This window comes from Duganella sp. AC237, from assembly GCF_979254035.1.
In genome coordinates, this window is sequence record NZ_CEEDEW010000003.1 from 4,500,347 (window position 1) to 4,524,366 (window position 24,020).

The following is a 24,020-nucleotide window of genomic DNA, read 5'->3' on the forward strand; positions in this document are numbered from 1 at the left end:
GATGCTCCTGATCTGGAATGGAAAGTGAGTTAAGCCGGACGGAAAAGTGTGGTGTCAACCAGCCGGCTGGCATCGACCCGGCGTGGGAACAGCTTCGCTTCGAAAAATGTATCGGCCACCTGCTGCAGCTGCGTGACGATCCGCTGATCGACAGGGCGTAGCTGCGGGCGGTCGCGATCGACCACCAGCTTGACCACATCGGCCGGCAAACCGGTCAGGCGTTGGAACACTTCGGCGTATTCCTTGGGGTGCGCATTGGCCCAGGTATTGGATAACGCGAGGCGCCGCAACACATCGGCCAATGCGGCGCGCTTGCCCGGATCGGCCAGCGCCGCATCCGAAGCGGCGATCACGCCGATGCCGGAATTGATGCCCACGCCATCGCGCAACACGCGCGCACCGTGAATCTCCGCGTTGGCCTGGTAGGTGCCGAAGGTGGCCCACGCTTCGATCTTCCCGCTGGAGAAGGCGACGGCGGCGTCGCTCGGCAAAAGGAAGCCGGTGGTGACGTCGTCAGGTTTGAGGCCCGCCTCGCGCAGCGCGCCGAACAGCAGGTAATGGGCGACGCTGCCGCGCGCCGACGAGACGATGACGTTGCGGCCTTTGAGGTCGGCCACCGACTTGATCGGCGATCCGGCGGGCACCAGTATCGCCACGCCGGTCGGCGACGACACGCTGGCCGCCACCACCTTGACGCGCGCGCCTCCCGCCGCTGCCGCAAGCGCCGGCGTATCGGCCGCCATCGCCGTGTCGACGTCGCCGGACACCACCGCCTCGAACAGCGGCGCGGCGCCCTGGAAGCTGGCCCACTGGATCTTGTAAGGCACGTCCGTAAGCACGCCGGCCGCTTCCGCCTTGGTGCGCAGCAGCTTGACCTGGTCGCCCAGCACCACGGTGACCTTGGACAGGTCGACCGGGACCGGGGCGCCGCTGCTTGCCGCCCCGCCGGCATCGCCTGCCTTGCCGCAGGCGCCCAGCAGCGCGGCCGCCGGCAGCATCGCCAGCAAGCGCCGGATGCGATTGGGATCAGAAGTCATAGGTGACCTTGCCGTAGTAGTAGGCGCCGCTCGGCGCGAATGGCGCGGGCCCGTAGACAAAGCCGCTGCTGCCGGAATTGGCGTCGCCCGGACCGTTGCGATCCGGTTTGGTGTCGAACAGGTTGGCCGCCCCCACCACCAGCCTGGCGCGCTTGGTGACGGCGTAGCTGACATCGAGGTCGGTCAACCACTTGGCGCCGAAGTGATAGTCCCTGGCGCGATCGGCAGTGGTCTGCCAGGTGGACGAATCGTAGCGGGTGGTTTGCAGGTTCGCCTCCACCGGTCCGATAAACCAGCGCGCCGACAATATCAGCTTGGTCCTCGGCGTGGCCGTCAGATCGCCAATGCCGCCGCCGGCCGAGTAACCGAACCACACCGAGCTGCCGCCCGGATTGGCGCCCAGTGCTGTGATTTCCGATGGCGTCGCCTTGATGTTGGTGATCGTGGTGCGGTTCCAGTTGACGGCCGCGCCCCAGCGCACCAATCCATAGCTGCCGTAGTCGCTGGTGATGTCCGCCACCAGGTCGGCGCCACGCGTGCGGGTATCGACGCCGTTGGCGAAGTACTGCACCCATTCGGTGCCGGTCAATCCCCCGGCCACCAGTGTCGGCGCGAAGGCCGGGCCGAACATGTAGCCGGTACGGATGATGCGGTCCTTGACCTTGACCTGGTAGCCGTCCAGCGTAATGTTGATATTATCGGCCGGCTTGAGCACCAGGCCTAAGCCGAAATTGACCGACTTCTCCGGATCGAGATCGCGCGCGCCGAACTGACGTGCCAGCGCCGAATCGTTGCGCAGCAGTTTGGACAGGCTGGGTTCAACCACCCCGCTGACGGGATTGATGTTGGTGCGGTTGTCGGTCTGCGAGTAGCCCGATTGCGTCAGCGACGGCGCCCGGAAACCGGAACCGACGGTGCCGCGTACCGCTAACTTTGGCGAGAAATCGAAGCGGCTGTTGATTTTCCCGCTCGCGGTGTTGCCGGCGCTGTCGTTGTAGTGCTCCGCGCGCACCGCGCCATCGACGAACAGGTTCTCGACGGGATAGAAGCCGATATCGTTGTAAATCGCCAGCACTGTGCGCTGGATGCTGGTCGCGTCGGCAGGAGACAGCGCCACGCCGGCCTGCGCGCCGACGGCGGCCGGCTTGCCGACATTCGGATTGCCTTCCTGGTCGCCGGGTTTGAAGATGTAGCCGCCGTTGATGTAACCCAGGGGATCGCCGGCATAGGTGGTGAAGCGCTCGACACGCTGCTCCAGGCCCCACGACCACTGCAACGGCTTTTTCAGACCGATGTCGAAGGCGCGCGTAAAGTCCTCGTTGGTGGTCCATTGTTCGAACTGATAAACGGCCAGGTTATCGAAGCTGGTCGGCGACGCAGGTCCCAACGATGGATTCAGTGTCAGGTTGCTGTACTGGCGCGCACGGTTCTTGCCGTAGCCGGTGCTGATATCCCAGTTCCAGCCGGCTGCGCGCCCGCGCGCGCCGGCGTTCAGCTGAAAGTCGAAGGCGCTCATGTTATTCAGCGCGAAGTAACCGTCCGGGTAGACCTGCGCTATTGTCGCAAGCCCGTTGGGACGGCGGAAGTTATTTCCCGCCACCGTGTTGCGGGTGCCGGCGGTACCGAACGCGTACAGCGTGATGTCCTTGTTGAATGGCTTCTCGGCGTTGAAGGCCAGGTCGTAGGCTTCGATACCCGGATCGCCGTTGTGCGCGCCGTCGCGGTTCCAGCTGGCGTTCTTGGGATTCGACGCGGGCGAATACGCGACCAGGTTCGTCGACGGGAAGTTATTCCAGGACTGTCCGCGCTTGCGCAGTGCGGCGGCGATATGGACGAAGCCGTCGTCGCCGAGCGCGAAGCCGACGTCGCCCTCCAGCTTCTTGTTCGACAGGTCGCCGGCGCCGCTCTTCAACTCCCCGTAGCTGGCCGAAATCTGGCCGCCGTGGTTACCCGTCTTGAGGATGACGTTGACCACCCCGGCCACCGCGTCCGATCCGTATTGCGCGGCCGCGCTGTCCTTGAGCACTTCGATATGGTCGATGGCGCTGAGTGGAATGGTATCGAGATCGATCGCGTTGACGCCGCTGGTATCGCCGCCGCCATTGGTCAGCAGCGCAGAATTATGACGGCGCTTGCCGTTGACCAGGACCAGCGTGTACGCCGGCCCCAGGCCACGGTTGCTGACCGGCCGCACCACCGAGTTGACGCCCGCCTGGTTGGTGCCGAAGTTAAACGACGGCAGCAGCCGGCCCAAGGCCTCGGCCAATTCCGCGCGGCCGGTATGGATCAACTGCTCGCCGCTGATCACGTCGATCGGCGCCGGGCTGTCCGCCACGGTGCGGGCTTCGCCGCGCACACCGGTGGTGACCACCACGTCCTGCACTTGGCCGACGCTGGTCTGCGCCAAGGCGTTCATGCCTCCCAGCAGGCCGGCCGCCAGCAGCGCCAGGCGCAGGGTCTTCAATTTTGGTTGATTGTTCTTATAGTGCTGCATGCGTTGATTCCCTGTGTCGTTATGTATTTTTGATCAGGCGAGGTACTTGGCAAAGCTGCGGTCCCAGATTGGTTTGACGTCGACGCGGCGCGCCAGCAGGCCGGCATCGGAAAACACATCGGCCACCTGCTGCTGCGACTTGATTGCCACGTCGTCCACCGCCACCAGCTTGTAGGGCTGGCTGCGCTGGGTCGCCTGGTTGAGGAAGAACTGCGGCGGCACGCCGGCAATCTGGCCGCTCTTGACAGCCCACGGCTTCGGATTGCGGTTGATCCAGTCGTAAACCTTGGCCACACGCTGAAGGTAGTCGCCGATGGCTGCATGCTTGAGCGGATCGGCTATTGCCTGCGGCGAGGTGCTGATGACGTAGTTCCCGGACAGGTAGCCGTCGGCCGTGCGCAGCACGCGCGCGCCTTCCTGGCTTTTGGCCAGTTCCACCACAAGGCCGTAAATCACCCACGCATCGAGCTGCCCGCTCTTGAACGCGGCGAAGGCGTCCTGCGGAGGCAGTGCGACCGGCTGGATGTCCTTGAAACCAAGGCCGTTCTCTTTCAACAGCTGCAGCAGAAAGTAGTGCGAGGTGGTCGACCGCGCATAGCCGATGCGCTTGCCCTTGAACTGCGCCGGATCGGTGATGGGCGAGTTTTTCGGCACCAGCACCACCTGGTTGTTGACGTCTCCGCGCAGCACGGCGATCACCTTCAGCGGTGTGCCGCTGGCGGCTGCAAAGATCGGCGGGATTTCGCTCATGCTGCCGAAATCGAGGGAGCCCGATGCCAGCGCCTCGACGATCAGGTTCCCGGCTGCGAATTCGGCCAGCGCCGTCTTGTACGGGATGCTGGCGACGCCCGCCTCGTTGAAATAGTAGGAGTCGCCGCCCTTGTAGGTGCCGACGCGCAGTGTGGTATCGCGCAGTTGTGCCGCCGCCGCCCGGGTGGCGTTGCTCCAGCCGCCCAGCAGCGCGGCCAGTCCGGCGCCGGCGCCCAATCGCGCGCTCCGGCGCAGAAATTGACGGCGAGCGTCGCCCTTCGAAGTGATCGAATCCATTTTTCCAGCCTCTTTGATTTGTAGGTGTTTAGGGCGCGGGCGCTTCCGACACCAGCGCGATGCGGGCGTAGCCGGCGTCGTTCAGGGTTCCCATGGTCTTGACGATGCGGCCGTAGGCCAGCGCCTGATCGCCGCGAAGGTGGATGCGGCGCTCCTTGTCGCCGGCGGCCTCCTGCGCCATCAGCGGCAGCAGCGTGTCCGGCGTGGCGGCGGTCTGGTTGACGAAGACCGTGCCGCTGGCATCGATGCTGACGACGATAGGCGGCTTGGGCTCCTCCAGCGGCTTGGCGCTGGAAGTCGGCAGATCGACCTTGACGCCGGCCGTCATCATCGGCGCCGCCACCATGAACACGATCAGCAGCACCAGCATGACATCGACCAGCGGCGTGACGTTGATATCGCTGACCGGACCTGGCCGGTGTGCCGGACCTGAAGATAAACGAACGCCCATGTCAGACTCCCTGCGCCGCCAGCGGCGTGATGTTGCGTGCGGCGCGGTCGGCCTTGGCCGGCGCGGCCTCGATAGTCTCCACCAACGCCTCCCCCGCTTCCAGTTGGCGTGACAGCTGCACCTCCACCAGTCCGACCAGGGTGGAAAGGCGGGCGGCGTAACTGTTCAAGTCACCGGAGGCGCGGTTGTAGGCGACGACGGCGGGAATCGCCGCCACCAGGCCCAGCGCGGTGGCGAACAAAGCCTCCGCGATGCCCGGCGCCACCACGGCCAGGCTGGTGCTGTTACTGGCGGCGATGCCCTGGAATGCGTTCATGATGCCCCACACGGTACCGAACAGGCCGACGAAGGGTGCGACCGAGCCGACCGTCGCCAGTATCGACAAGCCTTTTTGCAGTTCCTCCACCTCGACATTGCTGCTGATCTGCCCCACGCGGTTGATGCGTTCCTTCAGGCTGTCGCGACCCGCCGCGTCGACATGCAGATGCTGGCGATGGCTGGTATTCCACTCGTCGACGATGGCGTGATAGATGCGCGCGAACGGGTCCTGCGTATTTTGCTTGAGAGCCTGCGCCAGCCGCGTTAGCGAGCGCTGTCCCGCCAGCGCGCCGGTCCAGGCGATGGCATTTCGGCGCAGGCGAGAAAAGCGCAACAGCTTGTCGATGATGACGCCCCAGCTGGCGAGCGACGCCAGCACCAGAACCACCATGATGGATTTAACGATAAAGTCGGCCTGCTCGAACAGCTGCAACGGCGAGAGATGGGCGACAGACTGGGCGACAACTTGGGTAGCACTCATGGCGTTTTCCTTGACTAGTTAATTTTGAAGACGATGTTCCCGGCCAGCAGATAAGTGCTGCCGCCCAGATCGGGCAACCGGGGAAATGGCGCCGCGCGACGAATCGCGTCACGCGCCGCCTCGTCCAGCGCTTCCACGCCGGACGGCTGGATATCGAAGGAGATCAGCGCGCCCTGCGGGTTGAGGGTCAGGCGGTAGCCGACCTTGCCCTGCTGGCGGCGCATCTTCGCTTCGCGCGGATAATCGGCATTGCTGTTGATACGGGAGTAGACCTGGTTCACATAATCGGTCGGAATGCCTTCGGTGCTGATTTGCCTGGGCGCGGCGGCAACCGGCGCGGGAGCTGGCGGCTGCGGCGGCGCCGGCGCCACGGGCGTCACCGGCCCGATGGGCGCTGCCTGTACCGGCGGCGCGGGCGGCGTGTAGGTCTCGGCTTTCTCGGCCGAAGTCTCCACCGTCTTCGGCGTGGGCAAGGGCTGGGCCACCGGTTTGGGCGGCGCCAGTTGCACCGGTTTTTCCTTCACCGGCTCCGGTTTTGGCGGCGCCAGTTCTTTCTTGGGCTCCGGCTGCAATCGGATCAACTCCACCACCGGCGGCGTCACCGCAGGTTTAACGACAACGCTGGAGAAGCTCCAGATGGCCAGCAGCGCCGCACCATGCACCAGCACCGTGCCGGCGGCGCCGGGGCTGCGCAGCCAGCCGGCCGGTTTGGCCGCTGCGGCGTTCAGGTAGGAAGTGGCGAATCCAGCACTCAACGCTACTGCGTCAACCTGGTCGGTCTGGTATGCGTCATTAAATGACAGTGTGGCGCTAGACATTGATGGTCCTCCTTTGATTAGTCGAACAGGTCGGGCTCTTCGCGCGTGATCACGTCCCACAGCGGCTGGAAGCTGAACCAGCCGCCGGCGTCGGAGCCAATCTGGCCGGCCGTGTGCAACGCCACCTCGTGCGGAATCGGCTTGGTCGGACCGGCCGCCTCGGACAATAGCTGCGCCTGGGCGGCGTTTTCGAAGGCGATGTAGCGCCACACCGCCGACTCCACCGACGCGCCTACAGTCAGCAGGCCGTGGTTCTGCAGGATCACCGCTTTGCGCGGCCCCAAAGTAGCGGCGATGCGTTCGCCCTCGCTCGAATCGAGCACCACGCCGCTGAAGTCCGAGAAGATCGCGTGGTCCTGGTAGAAAGCGCAGGAGTCCTGGGTCAGCGGGTCGAGTAGCCTGCCTTGGGCAGCGAATGCCTTGCCATACAAGCCATGCGAATGGGCCGCGGCGATGACGTCCGGCCGCGCCTTGTGCAGCTCCGAGTGGATCGCGAACGCGGCGCGGTTCAGGAGACCATCGCCTTCGACGACCTTGCCGTCGTGGCTGACCAGGATCAGGTCCGATACGCGAATGTGGCCGAAATAGACGCCGGCCGGATTGACCCAGAAATGGTCCGGGAATTCAGGATCGCGCGCGGTGATGTGCCCCGCCCCGCCCATGTCGTAGCCATAGCGCGCAAACAGGCGGAAGGAGACGGCCAGGCGCTCTTTGCGATATTGGCGCTGGGCTTCGATAGTCGGCGGCGGTGGTGGCTCGGCGAAGATGATGGCGCCATTGGCGTCGCGCGGCGCGGCGTAGATCGCCGGACGCGGCGTGTTCTTGCCAACTTGGCGCAGGTGTGGCCGCGACAGGGGCGCCGAGTAAAGTGGTGAGGAGCTGCTCATAGTGATTCCTTAAAGGTTCAGTAGCCGCGCGCGGTGTCGACCACGTCGGTCAATGGTTCGCCACTGCGGAAGCGGTCCAGGTTCAGCACGAACTTGTCGATCAGCGCCGGCACGATCTGATCGGTGCTGGGCGAAATGTGCGGCGACAGGCGCACGCGCGGGTGGCCGTAGAACGCATGGCCGGCCGGCAGGGGCTCGGGGTCGGTCACGTCCAGTGTCGCCAACGCCACCTTGCCTTCGTTGAGCGCGTCGAGCAGCGCCTGGTGGTCGACCAGGTTGCCGCGCGCGATATTAATCAGGTGCAGACCAGGTTTGGCATGGGCAAGCGCGGTCCGGCTGATGGCGTGGCGTGTCTCGGCGGTCGACGGTGCCGCCAGCACCAGATGATCCGAGCGCGCCACCAGTTGATCGAGCGAGTCGACTCGCTCGACGCCTTCGACACCGAACGGCGCGTCGGAGCGGCGCAGCGCCACCACCTTGATTCCCAGCGCGAGCGCCCGTTGCGCCAGCGCCTGGCCGATCGAGCCGAAGCCGAACAGGCCCAACGTCGTCCCCTGCACCAGTCCAAGCGACAGGCGGCGCCAGTCGCTGGCCTGCTCCAGCCAGATTTCCGGAATGTGCTTGGCGGCCGTGAAGATCGCAGCCAGCACGTATTCGGCAATGGCCACCGAGGCGGTGCCGCGCGCCGAGGTGACAACCGGCCCGTCGAACAGCCAATCGGGGTAGTAATCGATGCCGACCGAGGCCAGTTGCACCCACCGCACCTCGTTCCAGCCGGCCGGCGCGGGTGTCTGCAACAGCGTCTGGCCTTTCGGCGCGGGCAGCGCGAACAGGACGTCGGCGCCTTGCGGCAGTGCCGTCAGCGGACCCGGTGGGACGTCGCGCACGGCCAAGCCCGTGCGCTGGGCCAACAAGGCGTTGACCTTGGCGTCGAACTGGCTGGCGACAATGATGTCGCCTCTATTTAAACGGGTGGTCTGGGTCATCGACTACTCCGTATCAGGCGGCCAGGCGCGAAGGTTCGCCGGCCTGCAACGCTTCGCGTTCGGCCACCGCCGCGCGCACCAAGGGAATCAGCTCGCGGCCGTATTGCAGCGCGTCCTGGATCGGGTCGAAGCCACGGATCAGGAAGGTGGTCACGCCCAGTTCCCAGTACTTGAGCAGCGCGTCGCGCACCTGTTCCGGCGTGCCCACCAAGCCGGTGGAATTGCCGGCCGCCTTGGTCAGCGCGGCGATGCCGGTCCACAGGCGCTCGTCGACCACCCTGCCCTGCGCAGCGGTATCGAGCAGGCGCTGGGAGCCGGCGTTCTGTGGTTGCTGCGGGCGCTGGCTGAAATGGACATTGCCCTTTACGCGTTCGGTGGCGGTGGCCAGGATGGCGTCGGCCTTGGCCCAGGCCTGATCCTCGGTCGCGGCCAGCACGGGACGCAGCGACAGGCTGAAACGGATCTTGTCGGCGCGGCCATGCCTGGCGGCGGCGGCCCGCACGCGGGCGATCGTCTCCGCCACCTGGGCCAGCGACTCGCCCCACAGCGCGTACACGTCCGCATGCTTGCCGGCGACTTCGATGGCCGCCTCGGACGAGCCGCCGAAGTAGACCGGTATGTGCTGGTTGTTCAGCGGGCGCACGCCGGCGTTCTGCCCCTTGAAGCGGTAGATCGGGCCCTCGTGGTCGAACGGCCCTTCCGAGGTCCACGTCTTGCGGACCACGTCCAGGTATTCGTCGGTGCGCTGGTAGCGCTGGTCATGGTCAAGGAAGTCGCCGTCGCGCTGCTGTTCGGTGTCGTCGCCACCGCTGATGACGTGGACCGCCAGGCGGCCGTCGCTGAAATGGTCCAGCGTCGCGAACTGGCGCGCCGCCAGCGTCGGCGACACGAAGCCGGGGCGATGGGCCAGCAGGATGCCCAGCTTCTGCGTCTGCGAAGCGATATAGGAGGCGACCTGGAAGCCGTCCACCGACGCGCTGCTATGGGCCACCAACACGCGGTCGAAACCGGCGTATTCGTGGGCGCGGGCCACCGCTCCCAGGAAGCTCTTGTTGACGACGGAACCCTGCGGCAGCACGGTTTCGGATACTTCCTGGGTGGCGCTAAAGCCGATGAATTCGATGCTCATGATGCTTCCTTTGCAGTGATGGATGAAATACCGGCCACGCCGGAGGATGAGGTTTTGCTGGCGGCGCGCGCGGCGAAAGCCGCCTTGCCGCTGTTGACTAAAATGGTGTCGTTCTGCGGCGTGTGGATACGGCTGCACAGCACATCGCGGTAGTGGCGCTGCAGCGCATTGGTGCGCGACAGACCGGGATTTCCGCTTAATTCAATCGCCTTTTCCACTACCTGGATAGCCTGGTTCGTGACCAGGTATTTGATGCGGAAGGCGTCCTGCGGCGGCACCGCGCCGTTGGCGGCGGCATCAATCAGCACCCGATTGGAGAACAGCCAGGCATCCAGTTGGCCCAACGCCTCTTGAAAGCGCGGCAGCGTCGAGAGCGGCGCGCCGAGATTGGCCGGCACGCGTTCTTCCAGCCACGCCGCCAGCCAATCGCGGGCCGCACGGGCCACCGCGTTGTAGATCGCCGACAGCAGCACCGACATCCACAGCAGCAGCGAGGCATCCAGATCCGGCGCGGCACCGGCCGGCGCCACTTCCACCGCGTGATCGAGCGGTACCAGCACGTCGTCGAACACCACCTCGTGGCTACCGGTGGCGCGCATGCCCAGGTGATCCCAGTTTTCGATAACTGTGATGCCCGGTGTGTCGCGGCGCACCAGCCAGCTGCCGACCAGCGGTTCCGGATCGTCGCTGCGGGCCCAAACGCCCAGCCAGGTCAGACGCGGTATGCCGGTCGAATAGATCTTGCGGCCACTGATGCGCCACCCCTCCGGTGTGCGTCGCGCCGTGGTCGCCGGCAGGCCGCCGCGTGCAGGCGTGCCCAGTTCCGGCTCCACGCGCAGCGCGTTGATCAACGCGCCGTCGCGCAGAGTCTCCTCGACGACACGGTGCAGCAGGTGCGGCGGCCACTTCGACTGCCGGCCCGACGCGTGGTGCAGATACTGCATCGTCAGTACCAGCGCGGTGGACGGCTCGCCGCGCGCCACGGCGGCAACCACGCGCGTCGTCTGCGCCAGGCTGGCGCCAAGCCCACCCAGGGCACGCGGCACCGTCAGGCCGAGCAGACCTAGTTCGTGCAGGCGTTCGAAATTTTGGTGCGGGAAGCTGCCGTCGCGATCATGCCGTTCGGCGGTGGCCGCGAATTCGGCGCTCAGGCCCTCCAGCAGCGCGGCGAATTCCGGGCTGTCCAGCTGATGAACGGGATCGATGACGGGCAGGCGAAGGACGGATGTGGTCATGATCAGATCGAGAAGTTACTGAAGTTGAATGGCGTGTGAACCGGCGCCTGGACTTCCGGCTCGGGCGCTGGCGCCGGAGCATCGGTTTCCACGCCCAGTAATTGCAGCAGTTGGGCGCGAACCCGCTGGAACTCCGGCCGCTCCGCGCTGCGGGGACGCGGTTGGGCGATTGCGATGTCCGAGACGATGCGGCCCTTTTCCAGTACCAGCACGCGGTCGGCCAGCAGCACCGCCTCGTCGACGTCGTGCGTCACCAGCAGCACGGACGGCCGGTGTTGGCGCCACAACGACAGGATCAGCTGGTGCATGCGGATGCGGGTCAACGCGTCGAGCGCGGCAAACGGCTCGTCGAGCAGCAGCAATTGCGGTTCGCGCACCAGCGCCCGGGCCAGCGCCACGCGCTGCGCTTCTCCGCCGGACAGCGTCGCCGGCCAGGCGTTCTCGCGGTGATCCAGCCCCACTTCGGCCAGCGCCCGCCGTGCGCGTTCGCGCGGCTGGTCGATCTTCAATCCCAAAGTGACGTTGCGCCAGGCGCGCTTCCACGGCATCAGGCGCGGCTCCTGGAACACGGCGGCGCGCGCTTCCGGCACCTCCAGGGTGCCGGAGGTGATGCGGTCCAATCCCGCCAGTGCGCGCAGCAGCGTGGTCTTGCCGGAGCCGCTGCGGCCCAGCAGCGCGACGAATTCGCCGGTACGGATGTCAAGATTGAGCTGGTCGAGAATGACGTTGGGGCCGAAGTGCTTGCTCAGCAAGCGTGCCTGCACCGGGGTACGGGGCGCGACCGGCGCTTCGGGGCGGAAGCTGGAGGCGCCGTCGTTGCGTGCGGAGATGCCGGTCCCTGGCAGATCGAGTTGGATGGTTTGCATGCTCAGTCCTTGATGAAGGTCGGACGCCAGGCCAGCGCATAGTGTTCGATGGCGCGCACCAGCAGATCGGTGGCGAGGCCCAGCAGGCTGTAGACCAGCAGGCAGACGACGATGACGTCGGTGCGCATGAAGTCGCGGGCGTTGTTAATCAGGTAGCCCAGGCCCGCCGTGGCGTTGATCTGCTCCACCGCCACCAGCGACAGCCAGCTGACACCGAGCGAGTAGCGCAGGCCGACCAGGAAGGATGGCAAGGCGCCGGGCAGGATCACATGGACGATCAACTGCGGGTAGCTCAAGCCGAACAGCCGCGCCGCCTCCACCAGCTTCGAATCGATGCCGCGTATGCCGCTATACAGCGTCAGGTACATCGGGAAGGTGGTGGCGAAGGCGATCAGCGCAATTTTGGTGAACTCGCCGATGCCGAACCACAGGATGAACAGCGGAACCAGGCCGAGGAAAGGCAAGGTGCGCGCCATCTGCATGGTCGAATCGACCGCCACTTCGCCCTGGCGCGACAGGCCGGCGATCAGCGCCAGCGCGGTGCCCAAGGTGAGCGACACCGACAGGCCGGTGAGAACGCGATGCAGCGACACCCATACGTTGCTGCCCATTTCACCGGAGGCGATCAACTCGCCCAGCGTGACGAGGATCTGCGACGGCGCCGCCAGCACGCGCTCCGGCAGAAAGCCGGTGCGCGAGGCCACCTCCCACAGCGCGAGCAGCACCAGCGGGCTGGCGGCGCGCCGCAGCACGGAGAGCAAAACGGAAGGCTTGGTTTTAGCGGGCGCGGTATCTGAGGATACTGGTACTGTCGCGCCGCCGTAGGCAGGAGTTGAAACCGACATGTCTTTGCTTCCCTATGCTGAGGATTCGAAGGCTTTTCGAGCCGTTGAAACTAGTATAGGTAGCAAATGATTATGTCAAAACTAATTGTTTCGACTATTGATATATGATTTTCAGGAATAATTACAAACTAGCGGGAAGCCACCTTGGGCACCGCCTTCAGCGGCGCTTCGGCGAACGCGTGCTGCACCGCCTGCGCGAAGAAATCAATCGCATGTTGCACTGGGCCTGGCTGCAAAGGCTGCACCAGCCAGATATCCAGCACCGGTTTGAAGTCCACCACGTTGACGATATCGAGCTGCGCGCGGTGGCGGCTGCGCTCCAGTATGGGACGCGGCATCAGTCCCAGTCCCAGTCCGCTGGCGGCCAAGCCCAGTTGGAGGTCGGTGCCGAAGGTCTCGAGATTGATCTTGAACGACAGCCCCTGCTCCATCAATGCGCGCGCCAGCCCGGCGCGGAAGCCGCAACCGTCCGGATTGAGCACCCAGCCGGTACTGAAAATGTCGCGCAGCTTGTAACTGCGCTTGGGCATGGCGCCCTTCTGCGCGACGATCACCAGCTCAATTCGGCCAAGCGTGCGCCCGCGCAGCCCTTCGGGCAGCACTTTCGTGGCCGGGAACAGCGCCACGGCGGCGTCGATCTCCGCGTTGGCGACCCGCTCGACCAGCTGCGAACCCCAGCCCGACGTCACCTCCGTATGCAAGCCGTCGAAGGTGCGGTTCAAATTTTGCAGCGTATCGAGCAGCACCACGTCGCCGATGGTTTGAATGACACCGATGCGGAATACGCCGGTGGGCGCCTGGTCCATCTGCACCAGGTCGCGCAGGCGGTCGACTTCCAGCAGCACTTTTCCGCACTGCTCGAACACCTGCTTGCCCATCAGGCTAGGTTTGGGCGGCTTGACGCTGCGGTCGAGCAGTTCCACGCCCAGCTCCTGCTCCAGGTTCTGCACGCGGCGCGTGATCGCCGACTGCGTCAGCCCCAGCGTTTCGGCGGCGGCGCTGACCGACTGGCTGCGCACCACCGCCATGAACGCACTGATGTCATCTATTTTCATGTCGAATTAAACCCTGCAAAAACAGACGCCATATTACCTCCTAATCAGAACTTGTAGTTTGCCCTGACATAGTAATAGCCGCCATTGAACGGTATCTGCGCGGCCGCCGTATCGTACTGATACACGCCCAGATACCGGCTGATGGCCGGCACCCTTGTCGGATAGACGTCGAACAGGTTGGTCGCGCCGGCGGCCACTTGCAGCTTTTTCGTCACCGCGTAGCGCAATTCCAGATCGGTCAGCGTCTTCGGCTTGTTCTCTATGTGGTTGAACACCGTCGTCGAGTAGATATTCGGTCCCGAATAGAAAGTCGCTTCGGTGGCGGTCTTGCCGTAACGAGTGGCGTGCAGGCTGACGCTCCAGTCGTCCAGCGTCCAGACGCCGCCGATAATCAGCTTGTTCTTGGGCGTGGCAGTGGTCAGGTAACCGACTTGCTGGGCGTTGAGCAGGGTCTGTCCGTTGCCGTCGTTGGCAACCTTGGTGACCTTGCTCGTGTTGATGTTGGCGCTGAAGTCCCAGTCGACGCGGCCCAGGGTTCCCAGGTTGGTGGGGTAGCCCGCGACAAAATCAAGCCCCTGCGTGCGCGTGTCGACACCGTTCGCGTAGTAGCTGGCACTGACCGAAGACAGGCCGGCCGGCAAGCTGATGCCGGCTGCCGTGAGTGCATCGATCGCCGCCTGGCCGGTGTAGGTGCCACCCTGGACGATCCGGTCGCGGATCAGGATACGATAGGCATCCACCGTCACATGCAGATTCTCTATCGGCTCAGCGACCAGGCCCAGATTGAAGCTGCGCGACTTCTCCGGCCGCAGCGCCAGGGCGCCCAGTTTGCGGGCCGCCTCCGAATTGACGGCCAGCTGGCCGCCGGCGGTGGTGGGCGAGACGGCGAGGCTGGTGTAATTCGCCTGTGCCAGCGACGGCGCGCGGAAGCCGGTGCTGGCGGTACCCCGCACCGCGAAGCGCGGACTGAACTCATAGCGCGTCGAGACCTTGGCGTTGCGGGTGCTGCCGGCATCGCTGTAGTGCTCATAGCGGCCAGCCAGTTCGGCCTCCCACTGGCTCGTCAACTTGGTCGAGAAATCGACATAGGCGGCGCCGATATTGCGCGAATGCTTACCGGCGCTGACCGGGGAGAGGCCTGGTAAAGCCTGCGAGCCGCTGCCGAAGTAAGAAGCCTCGTCGCCCGCCCCCACCTCGTAAGTCTCCCGGCGGAACTCGGCGCCCAGCGCCACGCTCAACGACGAAGGCAGCAAACCGGTGTCCAGCGAGCGCGCCAGATCCGCATTCGCGCTTTGCTGGATATTCTTGTACTGCGCCAGATGGAAGCTGGTGGGCGTGACCCCGGTGGCGGCGTACAAATCGGTATTGGCGGAATCGACCATGTTGATTTTGACGTTGTCGATGCCGTAGCTGGCGCTCAGGTCCCAGCGCCACCCCGCCAAGTCGGTACCTTTGATACCGGCGGTCAGCGCGGCATCGGTCTCGTTGCTGGTTTCGATGGGGCTGAAGCCGTTGGGATGCACCTGCGGCAGCCGCGATGGCAACCGGTAGTTCTGATAGCTGCCGCCTGTGCGATGGGCGGCGGTACCGAACGCGTACAACTCGACATCCTTGCTGACCACGATACCCGCGTTGGCGCCGAACGATTCGCGGCGGATCTGCGGGTCGCCGAGCGTACGGTTGACAAAAGTTCCGGTTCGCTCGTCGGCGCCGCTGCGCATGCTGTGCTCATGCCGTCGGTATTCCGCACTCAGATGCAGGAAACCGTCCGCGCCGAGCGGCAGGCCGATATCGGCCGCGCCGCCCAGCGTGAAGCCGTCGTGCTTGTAGTATTCGCCGGTGGTGGCGGTCAGGCTTCCGCCCTGGCTCGACGACTTGAGTATGACGTTAATCACGCCGGCGATGGCGTCGGACCCGTATTGCGCCGCCGCGCCGTCGCGCAGCACCTCGATATGGTCGACGGCGCTGACCGGTATCAGGTCGATGTCGACCGGCGTGGCGCCCTGCTGCGAGCCTGCATCGGCAGTAATGTTGGCAGAAGTGTGACGGCGCTTGCCATTCACCAGCAGCAGAACGTGATTGGGACTGAGCCCGCGCAAGGTCAGTGCGCTGGTCAGGTTAGCGGCGTCGCCGGTCTGCGCCAGCCGGTTGATCGACGGCAGCAGCTTGACCAGCGCGTCGCGTAAATCGGTCTGGCCGGTGCGCTGCAAATCCTTGGCGCTGATCACATCGATGGGACTGAGACTTTCACCGGCCGAGCGTTGAAGGTCGCGGGTGCCGGTGACGACGACGTCCTGCACGACGGCGGCGGCCAGCGTCGCCGCTTCGGGTTCGGCTTCGGCGGCCATCGCGGGCGACGCGGCTGCGCACAACAGCGAGATTGCCAATGCTAAGGGAAGAAGACGTGGTCGGATCGATGATGGTTGATTCATGCGGTTCAGCTCCTGAAGGAAATATAAGTTATGGCTTGACGCGGGCGGCGATCAGGTCGATCTCCACCAAGGCGCCGGGCAGCGGCAGCGCTGCGACCTGCAAGGCGGTGCGGGCCGGTTTGGCCGGCTGCGCGGCCGTACCAAAGAACTGGCCGAAGGCGGTATTCAGCCCGCTGAAATCAAGCTTGTTATCCAGCTTCGGATCGCCCACCAAGAACACCCGCAGCGAGACGACATCGCCGAAAGACAACCCTTCGGCCGCGAGCGCGGACTGCAGCTTGCGCAGCACCGACGCGGTCTGCGTCTCGGTACTGCCATAGGCGGCCGGCGTTCCTTTCGGCGCGGTGGCGTCGGCGACATCGGGCAGCACGCCGCTGAAATAGATGGTTTCCGCGTTGGCCGGCACAGTGACGGCGACCGAGATGGGGAAATTGGAATTGGGGATGGGCGTGCGCTTGATCTGCTGCGCCTGGGCGGCGACGGTGGACAAGAACAGGCTTGCGAACAATACTTTAGCGGTGGTTTTCATGGTGTGCTCTCTCGATGTAAAAAGAAATCAGACGGCGCGCTTGGCGACGGTAGCGCCGGTGGCGACGCGGTGTGCGATGGCGGCAATGGCATGGTGGGCCGACAGTGCGGCGCCCTCCTGCCACGCGCCGATCTGGCTCAGGTACTCGCCGGCGAAGTGGACGCGCCCCTCCGGCTTATTCAGTAACGTGTATTCCTTCTCCGCAGGCGTGGCCCAGTGCACCCACGACCCAAGGCTGTAAGGCACCTTGTGCCAGGCCACACTGACTGGACGTTGCAGTTCGGCGCCGCGTCCCGGATGCACGCGGTCGATGACGCCGCGAGAGGACGCAAATTGCGCCGCCAGGGATTTGGCGGTGAAGTCGCGCGCGGCCTGGCCGATGTTGTAGCAGCCAACCAGCACGCCGGTGGCCTTGTGAAAACCGCCGCTGGGATACCAGATCAGCGCCGTTTCGTGCTTGACGATGGAGATGCCGCCATAGATATTGGTCTCCGTCTCCCAGAAGCGGCGCGACTGCCAGGCGATCTTGCTGGCGGTGTCGTAGTGAACGCCGGAGATCGCGGCTTTCACCTCCGGCGAGAAATTGGTGTCGACCAGCGCCAGCACCGGCAAAGGGAAAGTCGTGACAGCGAAATCGGCCGACAGCACCTGCACCGTGCCGCTGGCGCGGTCGCGCACCGTCACATCGACGCCCGCCGGTTTGTTGCGGATGGCCTTGACCTCTGTATTCAGCCGCACCACATCCTTCAGCCGCTCGTAGAAGGCGTGGGGGATGCGGTCCATGCCGCCGACCGGTTGCAGCATCGTCGGCTGGAAGATCAGCAGCTCGTCGAAAATCAACGACGTCCAGAGGTCGGGGTCGAGCAAGGCCTCCAGCGACAACGGTTCCTGGCGTTCGCCCACCTGCTCCGCCGATCCCGGAAAGACCTTGTAGCCGGAACGCTCGGTACCCTTGAACTCCGACTTTAGGGTCAGGTCGCCATAAACCTTCAAGAATTCGACCAGGCGCGCACGGTCGTCAACGCTCAGCTCCTGATCGAGCGCGCCGCGATTGACCGACTTGGCAAGCAGCTCGGAGATATGGCCGCGCGCATCATTGATGGCGCGGCGCAGCTGGATCGGCTGGCCGCCCTTGGCAGGATCCGGCAGAAAATAGGCGCTGCGGCTGGTGTTGACCTCCGCCTCCAACTCGACACCGAACTCGCGGCAGTAGCCCAGGATGGTCTGATGATGGCTGGGCAAACGCGCCGGCCCCGCGTTGAAATAGTGGTCCGGCTCAAATTCGGCGGTCTGCGTGGTGCCGTCTTCGTACTCGATGCGGGTGCCGTTGCGTATGGTCCAGTTACGACCGCCGACGCGCTCGCGCGCCTCCACCACCTGCACCTCATAGCCAGCCTTGCGCAGCTCGTAGGCCGACACCAGGCCGGCGATGCCTGCGCCCAGCACCAGCACGCGCAAGCCCTTTCCCGAACCGGGAGCCAGTTGCAAACCGGTGGTTTGGCCGGCTACCGCGATCGACGGCACACCTAAACCCAGGGTCGTCATGGCGGCGGTGGCTGCGGCGTAGCCGCTGGTCGCAGCAAGCTGCATGAGGAAGTTCCGACGCGATATTGTCATTAGTAGCTCCACGAATTGGTCAAGTTGGAGCGATCTTATGACGCGGATAATTATGTAGAAACTAATTGTTTATCATATTCAAATATGAATTTTGAGAATAATGTATTTACGTGGGCGATATGTGCCGACGCTATATCCAAACGCGAAACCATTCGTTCCGGGGACCGTGACACGCGACCTACAATCGAAAGATAACCAACTTCCGGAGTCTTCATGTTCACCCCGCGCCGCCGTATCGTGCTATCCCTGTTTGCATTGACATCCTTGCTACCGCTGGCTTCCTTGCCGGCGTTGGCGCAAAAACCATCGACGCTGCGCATCGGCTATCAGAAGTCGTCCACCCTGCTCACCATCCTCAAAGTACGCGGCCAACTGGAACAGGATCTCGCGCCGCTGGGCGTCAAGGTCAGTTGGCACGAGTTCTCCAGCGGCCTGCCGCTACTGGAAGCGCTCAATGTCGGCGGCGTGGATTTAAGCGCCGACGTCGCGGATACGGTGCCGGTATTCGCGCAGGCTGCCGGCGCGCAGCTGACCTATTTCGCGCAGGAGGCGCCGTCGCCGTCCGCGCAGGCGATCGTGGTGCGCGCCGACGCGCCGTATGCGACCGTCGCGGATTTGAAGGGGAAGAAGATCGCACTGACCAAGGCGGCGGGCAGCCACTACCTGCTGATCGCGGCGCTGGACAAGGCGGGATTGCGATTCAAGGACATAGAACCGGCTTACCTGACGCCGGCCGATGGCCGCGCGGCGTTCGAGCGTGGCAGTGTTGCGGCCTGGGTGACCTGGGACCCGTATCTGGCTGGTGTGCAGCGCCAGTCGCCGGTGAAGATTTTGGCGGATGGCCGCAACATCGCCGACTATCAGCGCTATTACCTGGCGTCGAGCAGCTATGCGGAGGCGCGTTCGGACGTGCTGGCGGTAGTTTTTGAAGCTTTGCGCAAGACCGGCAAATGGGTCAAGCAATCGCCGAAGGAGGCGGCGGAGTTGCTGGCGCCGGCGTGGGGCTTGGATGCGAAGACGGTGGAACTGGCCAATAGCCGGCGCAGCTATGATGTGCGGCTGGTGCAGAAGGACGCGCTGGGCGAGCAGCAGCGCATCGCCGACGCGTTTTACGGCGAGGGCCTGCTGCCGCGCAAGCTGGATGCGACAGCGGTGCCGCTGTGGCGCGGCACGAAGTAAAGCACCCGTGCACCTGAACGTTTGATCAACCACGGAGACACGTAGGGCGGATTAGCGGGTTAGGCCCGCCAATCCGCCCCGGGGGCCCGCCGAAGGAGGCGGCCTACCTGCCGGTAGGCCTTAAGAGGCGCAGCCGTAATCCGCCATCTATGAGCCGCCGACTGAGCATGCATTGGCGGATTACGCTACGCTGATCCGCCCTACGTGATTCCCGGATAACCCGCCGTCTCGGCCTCCGTTCGAAGCTGGAGAATCCGCGCGTAATCGGCGTCGTCACGATACTCGAAGCCGCTGATACTCAACACCTCCATCAACTCCCGCACCCGCACACTCGGCCGCAACAATGACCCGCGCAGCCGCAACACCAACGCCTCCTCCACCCCACCACCCGCGATCAACGGCAACCCCGGCGACGCCACCGAATGCCGTAGCACCTTCAGCCCCCTCACCGCCCCTGAATCCTCCCGCGCCAGATACCCCCACGTGACGCAGTCCACCGCCGCGATATCGGCCGCGCCCTGGCGCACCATGCGCACGCTGGCGGCATGGCTCCCCGACTGAATCACCTTACCGAAGAACCGCCCGCCCCGCGCCAGCGGCGCCACCGCATGGCGAAGCACATTCATCCCGCTATTGGAACTCGAATCATTGATCGCCGCGACCAGCCCGACCGCATCGGTCAGCACATCGACCTCCGCACCCTCGCGCACCACGATGACGCTCGAATAATCGCTACCGGAGCACCCGGCGAAATCGTAGCAGGGCGTGGCGACCAATGTCACCTTGCCCCGCAACTGGGTCATATAGGGATAACCGCAAGTCTGGCTAAGCAACAGATCCCGCCGCCGCCAAAACGCCAGCAGGTCCGAAGGCGATTCCAGCGAAACCGCCTGCCCGGCTTCCTCCGCCAACGCAACCAGAAAAGCCTCATATGCCTGCCCGAGCCGCTCGGAGACGTTGTACATCGGCAGAGCGGCAATCCAGGTCATTTGACTAATCCGGCATATGGGGATGAACCGGCGCGTCGATCGCGCCGAAACCGAGACGGCGCATCAACCGTCCATAGCCCTGGACATGAAAACCGCCACTACGCGTATTGTAAGCCAGCCGCCGCGCCCTGTAGACGCGCGGCAGCAGATACCACGGCACCGAAGGCAGGTCGTGATGGACCAGGTGCAGATTATTGTTCAGGAAAAGCACCCGCCAAACGAAACCGGCTTCGTTGAGCACGATGCGCTGTTTGTGATCCGCCGCCGGCCGGTGCTCATAGTAGGAACGCACCATCGCCAACGATTGCGCCGGATAAGAGATCGCCAGCAGATAATACAAAGGCTCGACGCCGAAGGCCGACCGCACCCACCACAACATCGCCGCCAGCACGGCGACATGGGTCAGCCACATCGGCACATTGCGCCATTCGCCCCGCAGCGGTTCGCGCACCGCCTCGACCCAGGCGCCGGTGACGGCCAGCGCCGGACCGACCAGCATGCGTCCCCAAAAAGTCTTGTTAAACCAGTGCAGCGCGCGTAAGGGCTTATTCATTTCCGCCCACCGCGCCGGTGCGACGTAGTTGCTCTCGGTGTCCAGCGCAGGCATCGTCAAGTGAAAGTCGTTATGGTGGCGCAGATGGCTGTCGCGATAAAGGCCATATGGGTACCACACCGCCAGCGGCAGATAGCCGAACAGGCGGTTCACCGCCGGCCAGCGGGTGGGATGGCCGTGTATCAGTTCGTGCTGCAGCGACATGTACCACGCACACCACCAAATCATCAGCAACGTCGCGGGCACGGTACCGATCTCACGCCAATATGCAAGCGTCAGCAGCCAGCCGCCGTGGATAACGGCGATCAGCACCCACGTCGGCCACTCGCCCAGCCAAAGCAAGCGACCCCGTTCCGCAGCGACCTCGCCGCGCTGATGCGCATCCATATACTCGGAGGGCCGCTGCTTCAGCATCAGAATCTCGCTTTAACGCGAAGTCCCACGGTGCGGGGACGCGCCATGTACACCAGATTACCAGGCTGGATGGCGATGGTGTTGGGTACCACGTCGCTCACCTTGGCGCCATTGGTCAGGTTGGTGCCGAACAGGCCAACCTCGTAGGCGCCGGTCTTGTACGTCACCGTGGCGTTGACCGTGTTCGACGACGGAATGCGCGCATAACTTCCCTGCTCCGGCGCGAAGTTGGTGTAGGCGTCGCCGCGATACGCGTAGCTGGCGGAGACGCCCACTTCGTCCGTGCCGCGCACCGGAATGCTGTAGCTGGCGGTGGCGGTGGCCGACAGGCGCGGCGCATACGGAACGCGGCTGCCTTCGGGGATGTTCTGGGCTGCGATGCCGGTGACGACAGTCCGCGTAGCGTAGGCGTGGTTGTAGGCGGCACTCAATCCCACCGATGCGCGGCGCGTCAGCTTGAAGGCGGTTTCCAGTTCCAGTCCTTCGCTGCGGATCTTGCCGGCGTTTTGCGTGAAGTAGTAAGTGCAAGGCAGGCGGTTGAACACCTGCACGTCCTTCCATTCGATCACATAGGCGCTGGCGTTGAACGTCATACGATGATTCAGCAGCGTGTTTTTCGAGCCGACCTCGTAGTTCCACAGACTGTCAGGTTCGAACGTGGTTGGCGCGTTGATGCCGCAGAAGTTGAAAGGCACCGGCTGGTTGTTGCCGCCATAGCGGAAGCCCTTGCCCGCCGAGGCGTAAAGCGTGTGATCCGGATCGAGACGGTAGGCGGCGACGAAACGCGGATTGGCGCCTTTCGACGTCGCGCTGCTGTTGCTGAGGGTCGGCTGCCCGACCGGCGCGGCCGGCGTGGCGCCGACCAGATTGCCGAACAAGCCGCTGAAACGCAGATCGAAGTCCTGCGTGCCGCGGAACAGCCGCACGCCGGCCGTCAGGTCCAGCTTTTCCCAAACGGTGTACGTCGCTTCGGCGAACAGCGCGGCCTGGCGCGATTTGGTGTTTTGCGCGCCAGAGAAGAAATCGTCCGGATTGAAAGCCAGTTCGTTGGTCTGCGAGTTATAGCCGGGGAAATTGCGGGTCTCGGCGTAGCGCGCATCGAAACCGACGGTCGGCTCGTCCTGCAGCGTATTGCGCTTGCCCTTCTCGAAGAAGGCGCCGGCGGTCCACTTGAACGGGCCTTCACCCTTGGAATTGACGCGGAACTCCTGCGCGAAGTCCTCGACCTTGTTGCCGATCGTGTAGGCGGCCTGCATCAGCGGATTTTGTCCGCCGAAGATAAACGCCGTCGCCGGATACTGCGCCGATGTCACGTACAGCGTGTCGCGATGCAGGTAGGAAGTCGAGGAGACCAACTGCGCGCCGCCCAAATCGTAGTTGACGCCGACGTTATACAACTGCAGTTTGTCGTTGCTGGTCTGCGGGATCAGCGCGAAGGTGGTATACGGCGCCAGATCGCCGTAAGCGTCGTTGACACCCGCCTTGACGTTGGACGCGGTGACGCTGGCGTCGATCACCAGATCGCGCGAAGCCTTCAAGCGCAGCGCCGCCCGTCCCTGGTTGGTGGAGACAGCGTTGGTGACGGCGCCGTTGTATTGGTTGCGGATGTAGCCCGAGTCGTCGCCCGTGTAGGCAGTCAGACGAAGTCCCAGCACATCGTTTTTCAGCGGCAGGTTGACCATGCCGCGCAGGTTGTGATTTCCACCACCAAATTTGGATGTGCTGGAGCCGACCGCCTCCACCGAGCCGAATAAATCGGTCAAATCGGGTTTCTGGGTGATCTGGCGGACCGCGCCCGCCATCGCGCCGGCGCCGAACAGGGTACCCTGCGGGCCTTGCAGCACCTCGATGCGCTCCAGGTCCAGCACCTTCAGGTCCGGATTGGATGACTTCAGCGTCACCGGCATGTCGTCGATGTACACCGCGACCAGCGACGCGTCCTGCACTTCGGAAGGGACGATGCCGCGCACAACCAACCCGCGCATCGTGATGTTGTTGATACCCGGTCCCTGCTCCTGCACCGACATCGCCGGCACCAGGCTGGCGATATCGGTCAGGCCGCCGAGACCATATTTGATCAGATTGTCCGGTTTGAGCACGGTGATCGCCGCCGGCACCTGCTGCACATCGACCGCGCTGGCCGAACGCGTCGCGGTGACCTCCACTTTTTCTATCCGGTCGCCGTCCTGCGGAGGCGTTGCGGTCTGCGCCTGAGCGCCGGCAATGACGCCAGCCGACAACACGACAGCGACCCGAAAATCCCTCTTCCCCATCATTTTTCCTTATTAAGCAGCCTATACCATGAGAAAACAGTATATAGACCCGGAAAAGACTGGGAAAGGAAGATAAACGCGCTTGCTTAGAAGAAAATTGGAAAAGAAAGTAGCTGTGCGCCAACGTGGTACACCGCACAGCCGGAGTTGTGGGACGAGGCCACAATAAGACCCATGGATACTTCAAAAGCCCCCAAACACACGCCCGCCGCGCGCGCCCTACATCGCCAGATGATGGCGGTTCAGCGGACCATGTCCGCGCCGACGGTGGAGGAATCGATGCTGGCGTCCAAATGGGCGATGGCTTGGTACTGCCTGGTGCAGCGCAAGCTGGATCAACTCCAGCATGCGCCGAGGTACCTGCACTAAGAGGTTTGAAGCGGGG

21 protein-coding genes are annotated in these 24,020 nt (G+C 64.2%); 2 read left to right on the top strand and 19 right to left on the bottom strand.

Features of this window, described 5'->3' with window-relative positions; genetic code table 11:
* Positions 1-29: 29 nt before the first annotated feature.
* The 16 genes from AC0IYS_RS19940 to AC0IYS_RS20015 form a co-directional block, all read right to left on the bottom strand.
* On the bottom strand, positions 30-1,037 hold the full coding sequence (locus AC0IYS_RS19940) for an ABC transporter substrate-binding protein (protein ID WP_471706815.1): 1,008 nt from the start codon (positions 1,035-1,037) through the stop codon (positions 30-32).
* Entirely contained in the window at positions 1,027-3,531 is a 2,505-nt protein-coding gene (locus AC0IYS_RS19945) for a TonB-dependent receptor plug domain-containing protein (RefSeq protein ID WP_471706816.1), read from the bottom strand. Before AC0IYS_RS19945 ends, AC0IYS_RS19940 begins: the two co-directional genes overlap by 11 nt.
* A 33-nt stretch (positions 3,532-3,564) precedes the next feature.
* Positions 3,565-4,578, bottom strand: coding sequence for an ABC transporter substrate-binding protein (locus tag AC0IYS_RS19950; RefSeq protein WP_471706817.1), 1,014 nt, complete (start codon positions 4,576-4,578; stop codon positions 3,565-3,567).
* A 28-nt stretch (positions 4,579-4,606) separates the two neighbouring features.
* The gene (locus AC0IYS_RS19955) at positions 4,607-5,029 is read right to left on the bottom strand and encodes an ExbD/TolR family protein (RefSeq protein ID WP_363500262.1); all 423 of its coding nucleotides are present in this window, start codon (positions 5,027-5,029) and stop codon (positions 4,607-4,609) included.
* A 1-nt stretch (position 5,030) separates the two neighbouring features.
* A complete protein-coding gene (gene tolQ, locus AC0IYS_RS19960; RefSeq protein WP_471706818.1) occupies positions 5,031-5,828 on the bottom strand; it encodes a protein TolQ in 798 nt (265 codons plus the stop codon).
* 14 nt (positions 5,829-5,842) lie between these two features.
* Complete coding sequence (locus AC0IYS_RS19965; protein WP_471706819.1) at positions 5,843-6,646, bottom strand: TonB family protein; 804 nt, start codon at positions 6,644-6,646, stop codon at positions 5,843-5,845.
* A gap of 17 nt (positions 6,647-6,663) precedes the next feature.
* Positions 6,664-7,533, bottom strand: coding sequence for a class II aldolase/adducin family protein (locus AC0IYS_RS19970; protein ID WP_471706820.1), 870 nt, complete (start codon positions 7,531-7,533; stop codon positions 6,664-6,666).
* A 17-nt stretch (positions 7,534-7,550) separates the two neighbouring features.
* Positions 7,551-8,519, bottom strand: a complete 969-nt coding sequence (locus AC0IYS_RS19975) for a D-isomer specific 2-hydroxyacid dehydrogenase family protein (protein WP_471706821.1) — start codon at positions 8,517-8,519, stop codon at positions 7,551-7,553.
* A gap of 13 nt (positions 8,520-8,532) precedes the next feature.
* Complete coding sequence (locus tag AC0IYS_RS19980; RefSeq protein ID WP_471706822.1) at positions 8,533-9,648, bottom strand: LLM class flavin-dependent oxidoreductase; 1,116 nt, start codon at positions 9,646-9,648, stop codon at positions 8,533-8,535.
* Positions 9,645-10,883, bottom strand: coding sequence for an acyl-CoA dehydrogenase family protein (locus AC0IYS_RS19985; protein ID WP_471706823.1), 1,239 nt, complete (start codon positions 10,881-10,883; stop codon positions 9,645-9,647). The genes AC0IYS_RS19980 and AC0IYS_RS19985 overlap by 4 nt, the downstream gene beginning before the upstream one ends.
* Positions 10,884-10,885: 2 nt before the next feature.
* Positions 10,886-11,749, bottom strand: a complete 864-nt coding sequence (locus AC0IYS_RS19990; protein WP_471706824.1) for an ABC transporter ATP-binding protein — start codon at positions 11,747-11,749, stop codon at positions 10,886-10,888.
* A gap of 2 nt (positions 11,750-11,751) precedes the next feature.
* Positions 11,752-12,594, bottom strand: coding sequence for an ABC transporter permease (locus AC0IYS_RS19995; RefSeq protein ID WP_471706825.1), 843 nt, complete (start codon positions 12,592-12,594; stop codon positions 11,752-11,754).
* A gap of 128 nt (positions 12,595-12,722) precedes the next feature.
* Complete coding sequence (locus AC0IYS_RS20000) at positions 12,723-13,649, bottom strand: LysR family transcriptional regulator (protein WP_471706826.1); 927 nt, start codon at positions 13,647-13,649, stop codon at positions 12,723-12,725.
* A gap of 44 nt (positions 13,650-13,693) precedes the next feature.
* A complete protein-coding gene (locus AC0IYS_RS20005; protein ID WP_471706827.1) occupies positions 13,694-16,081 on the bottom strand; it encodes a TonB-dependent receptor plug domain-containing protein in 2,388 nt (795 codons plus the stop codon).
* Positions 16,082-16,109: 28 nt separating this feature from the next.
* Positions 16,110-16,610, bottom strand: a complete 501-nt coding sequence (locus tag AC0IYS_RS20010; protein WP_471706828.1) for a RidA family protein — start codon at positions 16,608-16,610, stop codon at positions 16,110-16,112.
* A gap of 27 nt (positions 16,611-16,637) precedes the next feature.
* Positions 16,638-18,200 (bottom strand): flavin monoamine oxidase family protein, encoded by a 1,563-nt coding sequence (locus AC0IYS_RS20015; RefSeq protein ID WP_471706829.1) that lies wholly within the window; start codon positions 18,198-18,200, stop codon positions 16,638-16,640.
* Positions 18,201-18,440: 240 nt separating this feature from the next.
* Between AC0IYS_RS20015 and AC0IYS_RS20020 the strand changes: the two genes are divergently transcribed.
* Complete coding sequence (locus AC0IYS_RS20020) at positions 18,441-19,406, top strand: aliphatic sulfonate ABC transporter substrate-binding protein (protein ID WP_471706830.1); 966 nt, start codon at positions 18,441-18,443, stop codon at positions 19,404-19,406.
* A gap of 200 nt (positions 19,407-19,606) precedes the next feature.
* Here AC0IYS_RS20020 and AC0IYS_RS20025 read toward each other — a convergent pair whose 3' ends face one another.
* Genes AC0IYS_RS20025 through AC0IYS_RS20035 form a run of 3 tightly spaced genes read right to left on the bottom strand, consistent with a single transcriptional unit; the run spans position 19,607 to position 23,638 of the window.
* Positions 19,607-20,395: a phosphate/phosphite/phosphonate ABC transporter substrate-binding protein gene (locus tag AC0IYS_RS20025; protein ID WP_471706831.1), complete on the bottom strand. Its 789-nt coding sequence runs from the start codon at positions 20,393-20,395 to the stop codon at positions 19,607-19,609.
* Positions 20,396-20,399: 4 nt separating this feature from the next.
* Positions 20,400-21,362 carry a fatty acid desaturase gene (locus AC0IYS_RS20030; RefSeq protein ID WP_471706832.1) on the bottom strand — a complete coding sequence of 321 codons (963 nt, stop codon included), beginning with the start codon at positions 21,360-21,362 and terminating at the stop codon, positions 20,400-20,402.
* Positions 21,362-23,638 (bottom strand): TonB-dependent receptor, encoded by a 2,277-nt coding sequence (locus AC0IYS_RS20035; protein ID WP_471706833.1) that lies wholly within the window; start codon positions 23,636-23,638, stop codon positions 21,362-21,364. Before AC0IYS_RS20035 ends, AC0IYS_RS20030 begins: the two co-directional genes overlap by 1 nt.
* 171 nt (positions 23,639-23,809) lie before the next feature.
* On the opposite strand from AC0IYS_RS20035, the gene AC0IYS_RS20040 reads away from it, so the two are divergent.
* Entirely contained in the window at positions 23,810-24,004 is a 195-nt protein-coding gene (locus AC0IYS_RS20040) for a hypothetical protein (protein WP_143067886.1), read from the top strand.
* The last annotated feature ends 16 nt before the right edge of the window (positions 24,005-24,020 follow it).

What these genes read in the sequence shown, in the direction of transcription:
- AC0IYS_RS19940 (WP_471706815.1), bottom strand. Translation starts at nt 1,037, where the DNA reads ATGACTTCTGATCCCAATCGCATCCGGCGCTTGCTGGCGATGCTGCCG.
- AC0IYS_RS20010 (WP_471706828.1), bottom strand. Translation starts at nt 16,610, where the DNA reads ATGAAAACCACCGCTAAAGTATTGTTCGCAAGCCTGTTCTTGTCCACC.
- tolQ (WP_471706818.1), bottom strand. Translation starts at nt 5,828, where the DNA reads ATGAGTGCTACCCAAGTTGTCGCCCAGTCTGTCGCCCATCTCTCGCCG.
- AC0IYS_RS20030 (WP_471706832.1), bottom strand. Translation starts at nt 21,362, where the DNA reads ATGCTGAAGCAGCGGCCCTCCGAGTATATGGATGCGCATCAGCGCGGC.
- AC0IYS_RS20000 (WP_471706826.1), bottom strand. Translation starts at nt 13,649, where the DNA reads ATGAAAATAGATGACATCAGTGCGTTCATGGCGGTGGTGCGCAGCCAG.
- AC0IYS_RS20015 (WP_471706829.1), bottom strand. Translation starts at nt 18,200, where the DNA reads ATGCAGCTTGCTGCGACCAGCGGCTACGCCGCAGCCACCGCCGCCATG.
- AC0IYS_RS19995 (WP_471706825.1), bottom strand. Translation starts at nt 12,594, where the DNA reads ATGTCGGTTTCAACTCCTGCCTACGGCGGCGCGACAGTACCAGTATCC.
- AC0IYS_RS19990 (WP_471706824.1), bottom strand. Translation starts at nt 11,749, where the DNA reads ATGCAAACCATCCAACTCGATCTGCCAGGGACCGGCATCTCCGCACGC.
- AC0IYS_RS19950 (WP_471706817.1), bottom strand. Translation starts at nt 4,578, where the DNA reads ATGGATTCGATCACTTCGAAGGGCGACGCTCGCCGTCAATTTCTGCGC.
- AC0IYS_RS19985 (WP_471706823.1), bottom strand. Translation starts at nt 10,883, where the DNA reads ATGACCACATCCGTCCTTCGCCTGCCCGTCATCGATCCCGTTCATCAG.
- AC0IYS_RS19945 (WP_471706816.1), bottom strand. Translation starts at nt 3,531, where the DNA reads ATGCAGCACTATAAGAACAATCAACCAAAATTGAAGACCCTGCGCCTG.
- AC0IYS_RS19975 (WP_471706821.1), bottom strand. Translation starts at nt 8,519, where the DNA reads ATGACCCAGACCACCCGTTTAAATAGAGGCGACATCATTGTCGCCAGC.
- AC0IYS_RS19955 (WP_363500262.1), bottom strand. Translation starts at nt 5,029, where the DNA reads ATGGGCGTTCGTTTATCTTCAGGTCCGGCACACCGGCCAGGTCCGGTC.
- AC0IYS_RS19965 (WP_471706819.1), bottom strand. Translation starts at nt 6,646, where the DNA reads ATGTCTAGCGCCACACTGTCATTTAATGACGCATACCAGACCGACCAG.
- AC0IYS_RS20020 (WP_471706830.1), top strand. Translation starts at nt 18,441, where the DNA reads ATGTTCACCCCGCGCCGCCGTATCGTGCTATCCCTGTTTGCATTGACA.
- AC0IYS_RS20005 (WP_471706827.1), bottom strand. Translation starts at nt 16,081, where the DNA reads ATGAATCAACCATCATCGATCCGACCACGTCTTCTTCCCTTAGCATTG.
- AC0IYS_RS20040 (WP_143067886.1), top strand. Translation starts at nt 23,810, where the DNA reads ATGGATACTTCAAAAGCCCCCAAACACACGCCCGCCGCGCGCGCCCTA.
- AC0IYS_RS20025 (WP_471706831.1), bottom strand. Translation starts at nt 20,395, where the DNA reads ATGACCTGGATTGCCGCTCTGCCGATGTACAACGTCTCCGAGCGGCTC.
- AC0IYS_RS20035 (WP_471706833.1), bottom strand. Translation starts at nt 23,638, where the DNA reads ATGATGGGGAAGAGGGATTTTCGGGTCGCTGTCGTGTTGTCGGCTGGC.
- AC0IYS_RS19970 (WP_471706820.1), bottom strand. Translation starts at nt 7,533, where the DNA reads ATGAGCAGCTCCTCACCACTTTACTCGGCGCCCCTGTCGCGGCCACAC.
- AC0IYS_RS19980 (WP_471706822.1), bottom strand. Translation starts at nt 9,648, where the DNA reads ATGAGCATCGAATTCATCGGCTTTAGCGCCACCCAGGAAGTATCCGAA.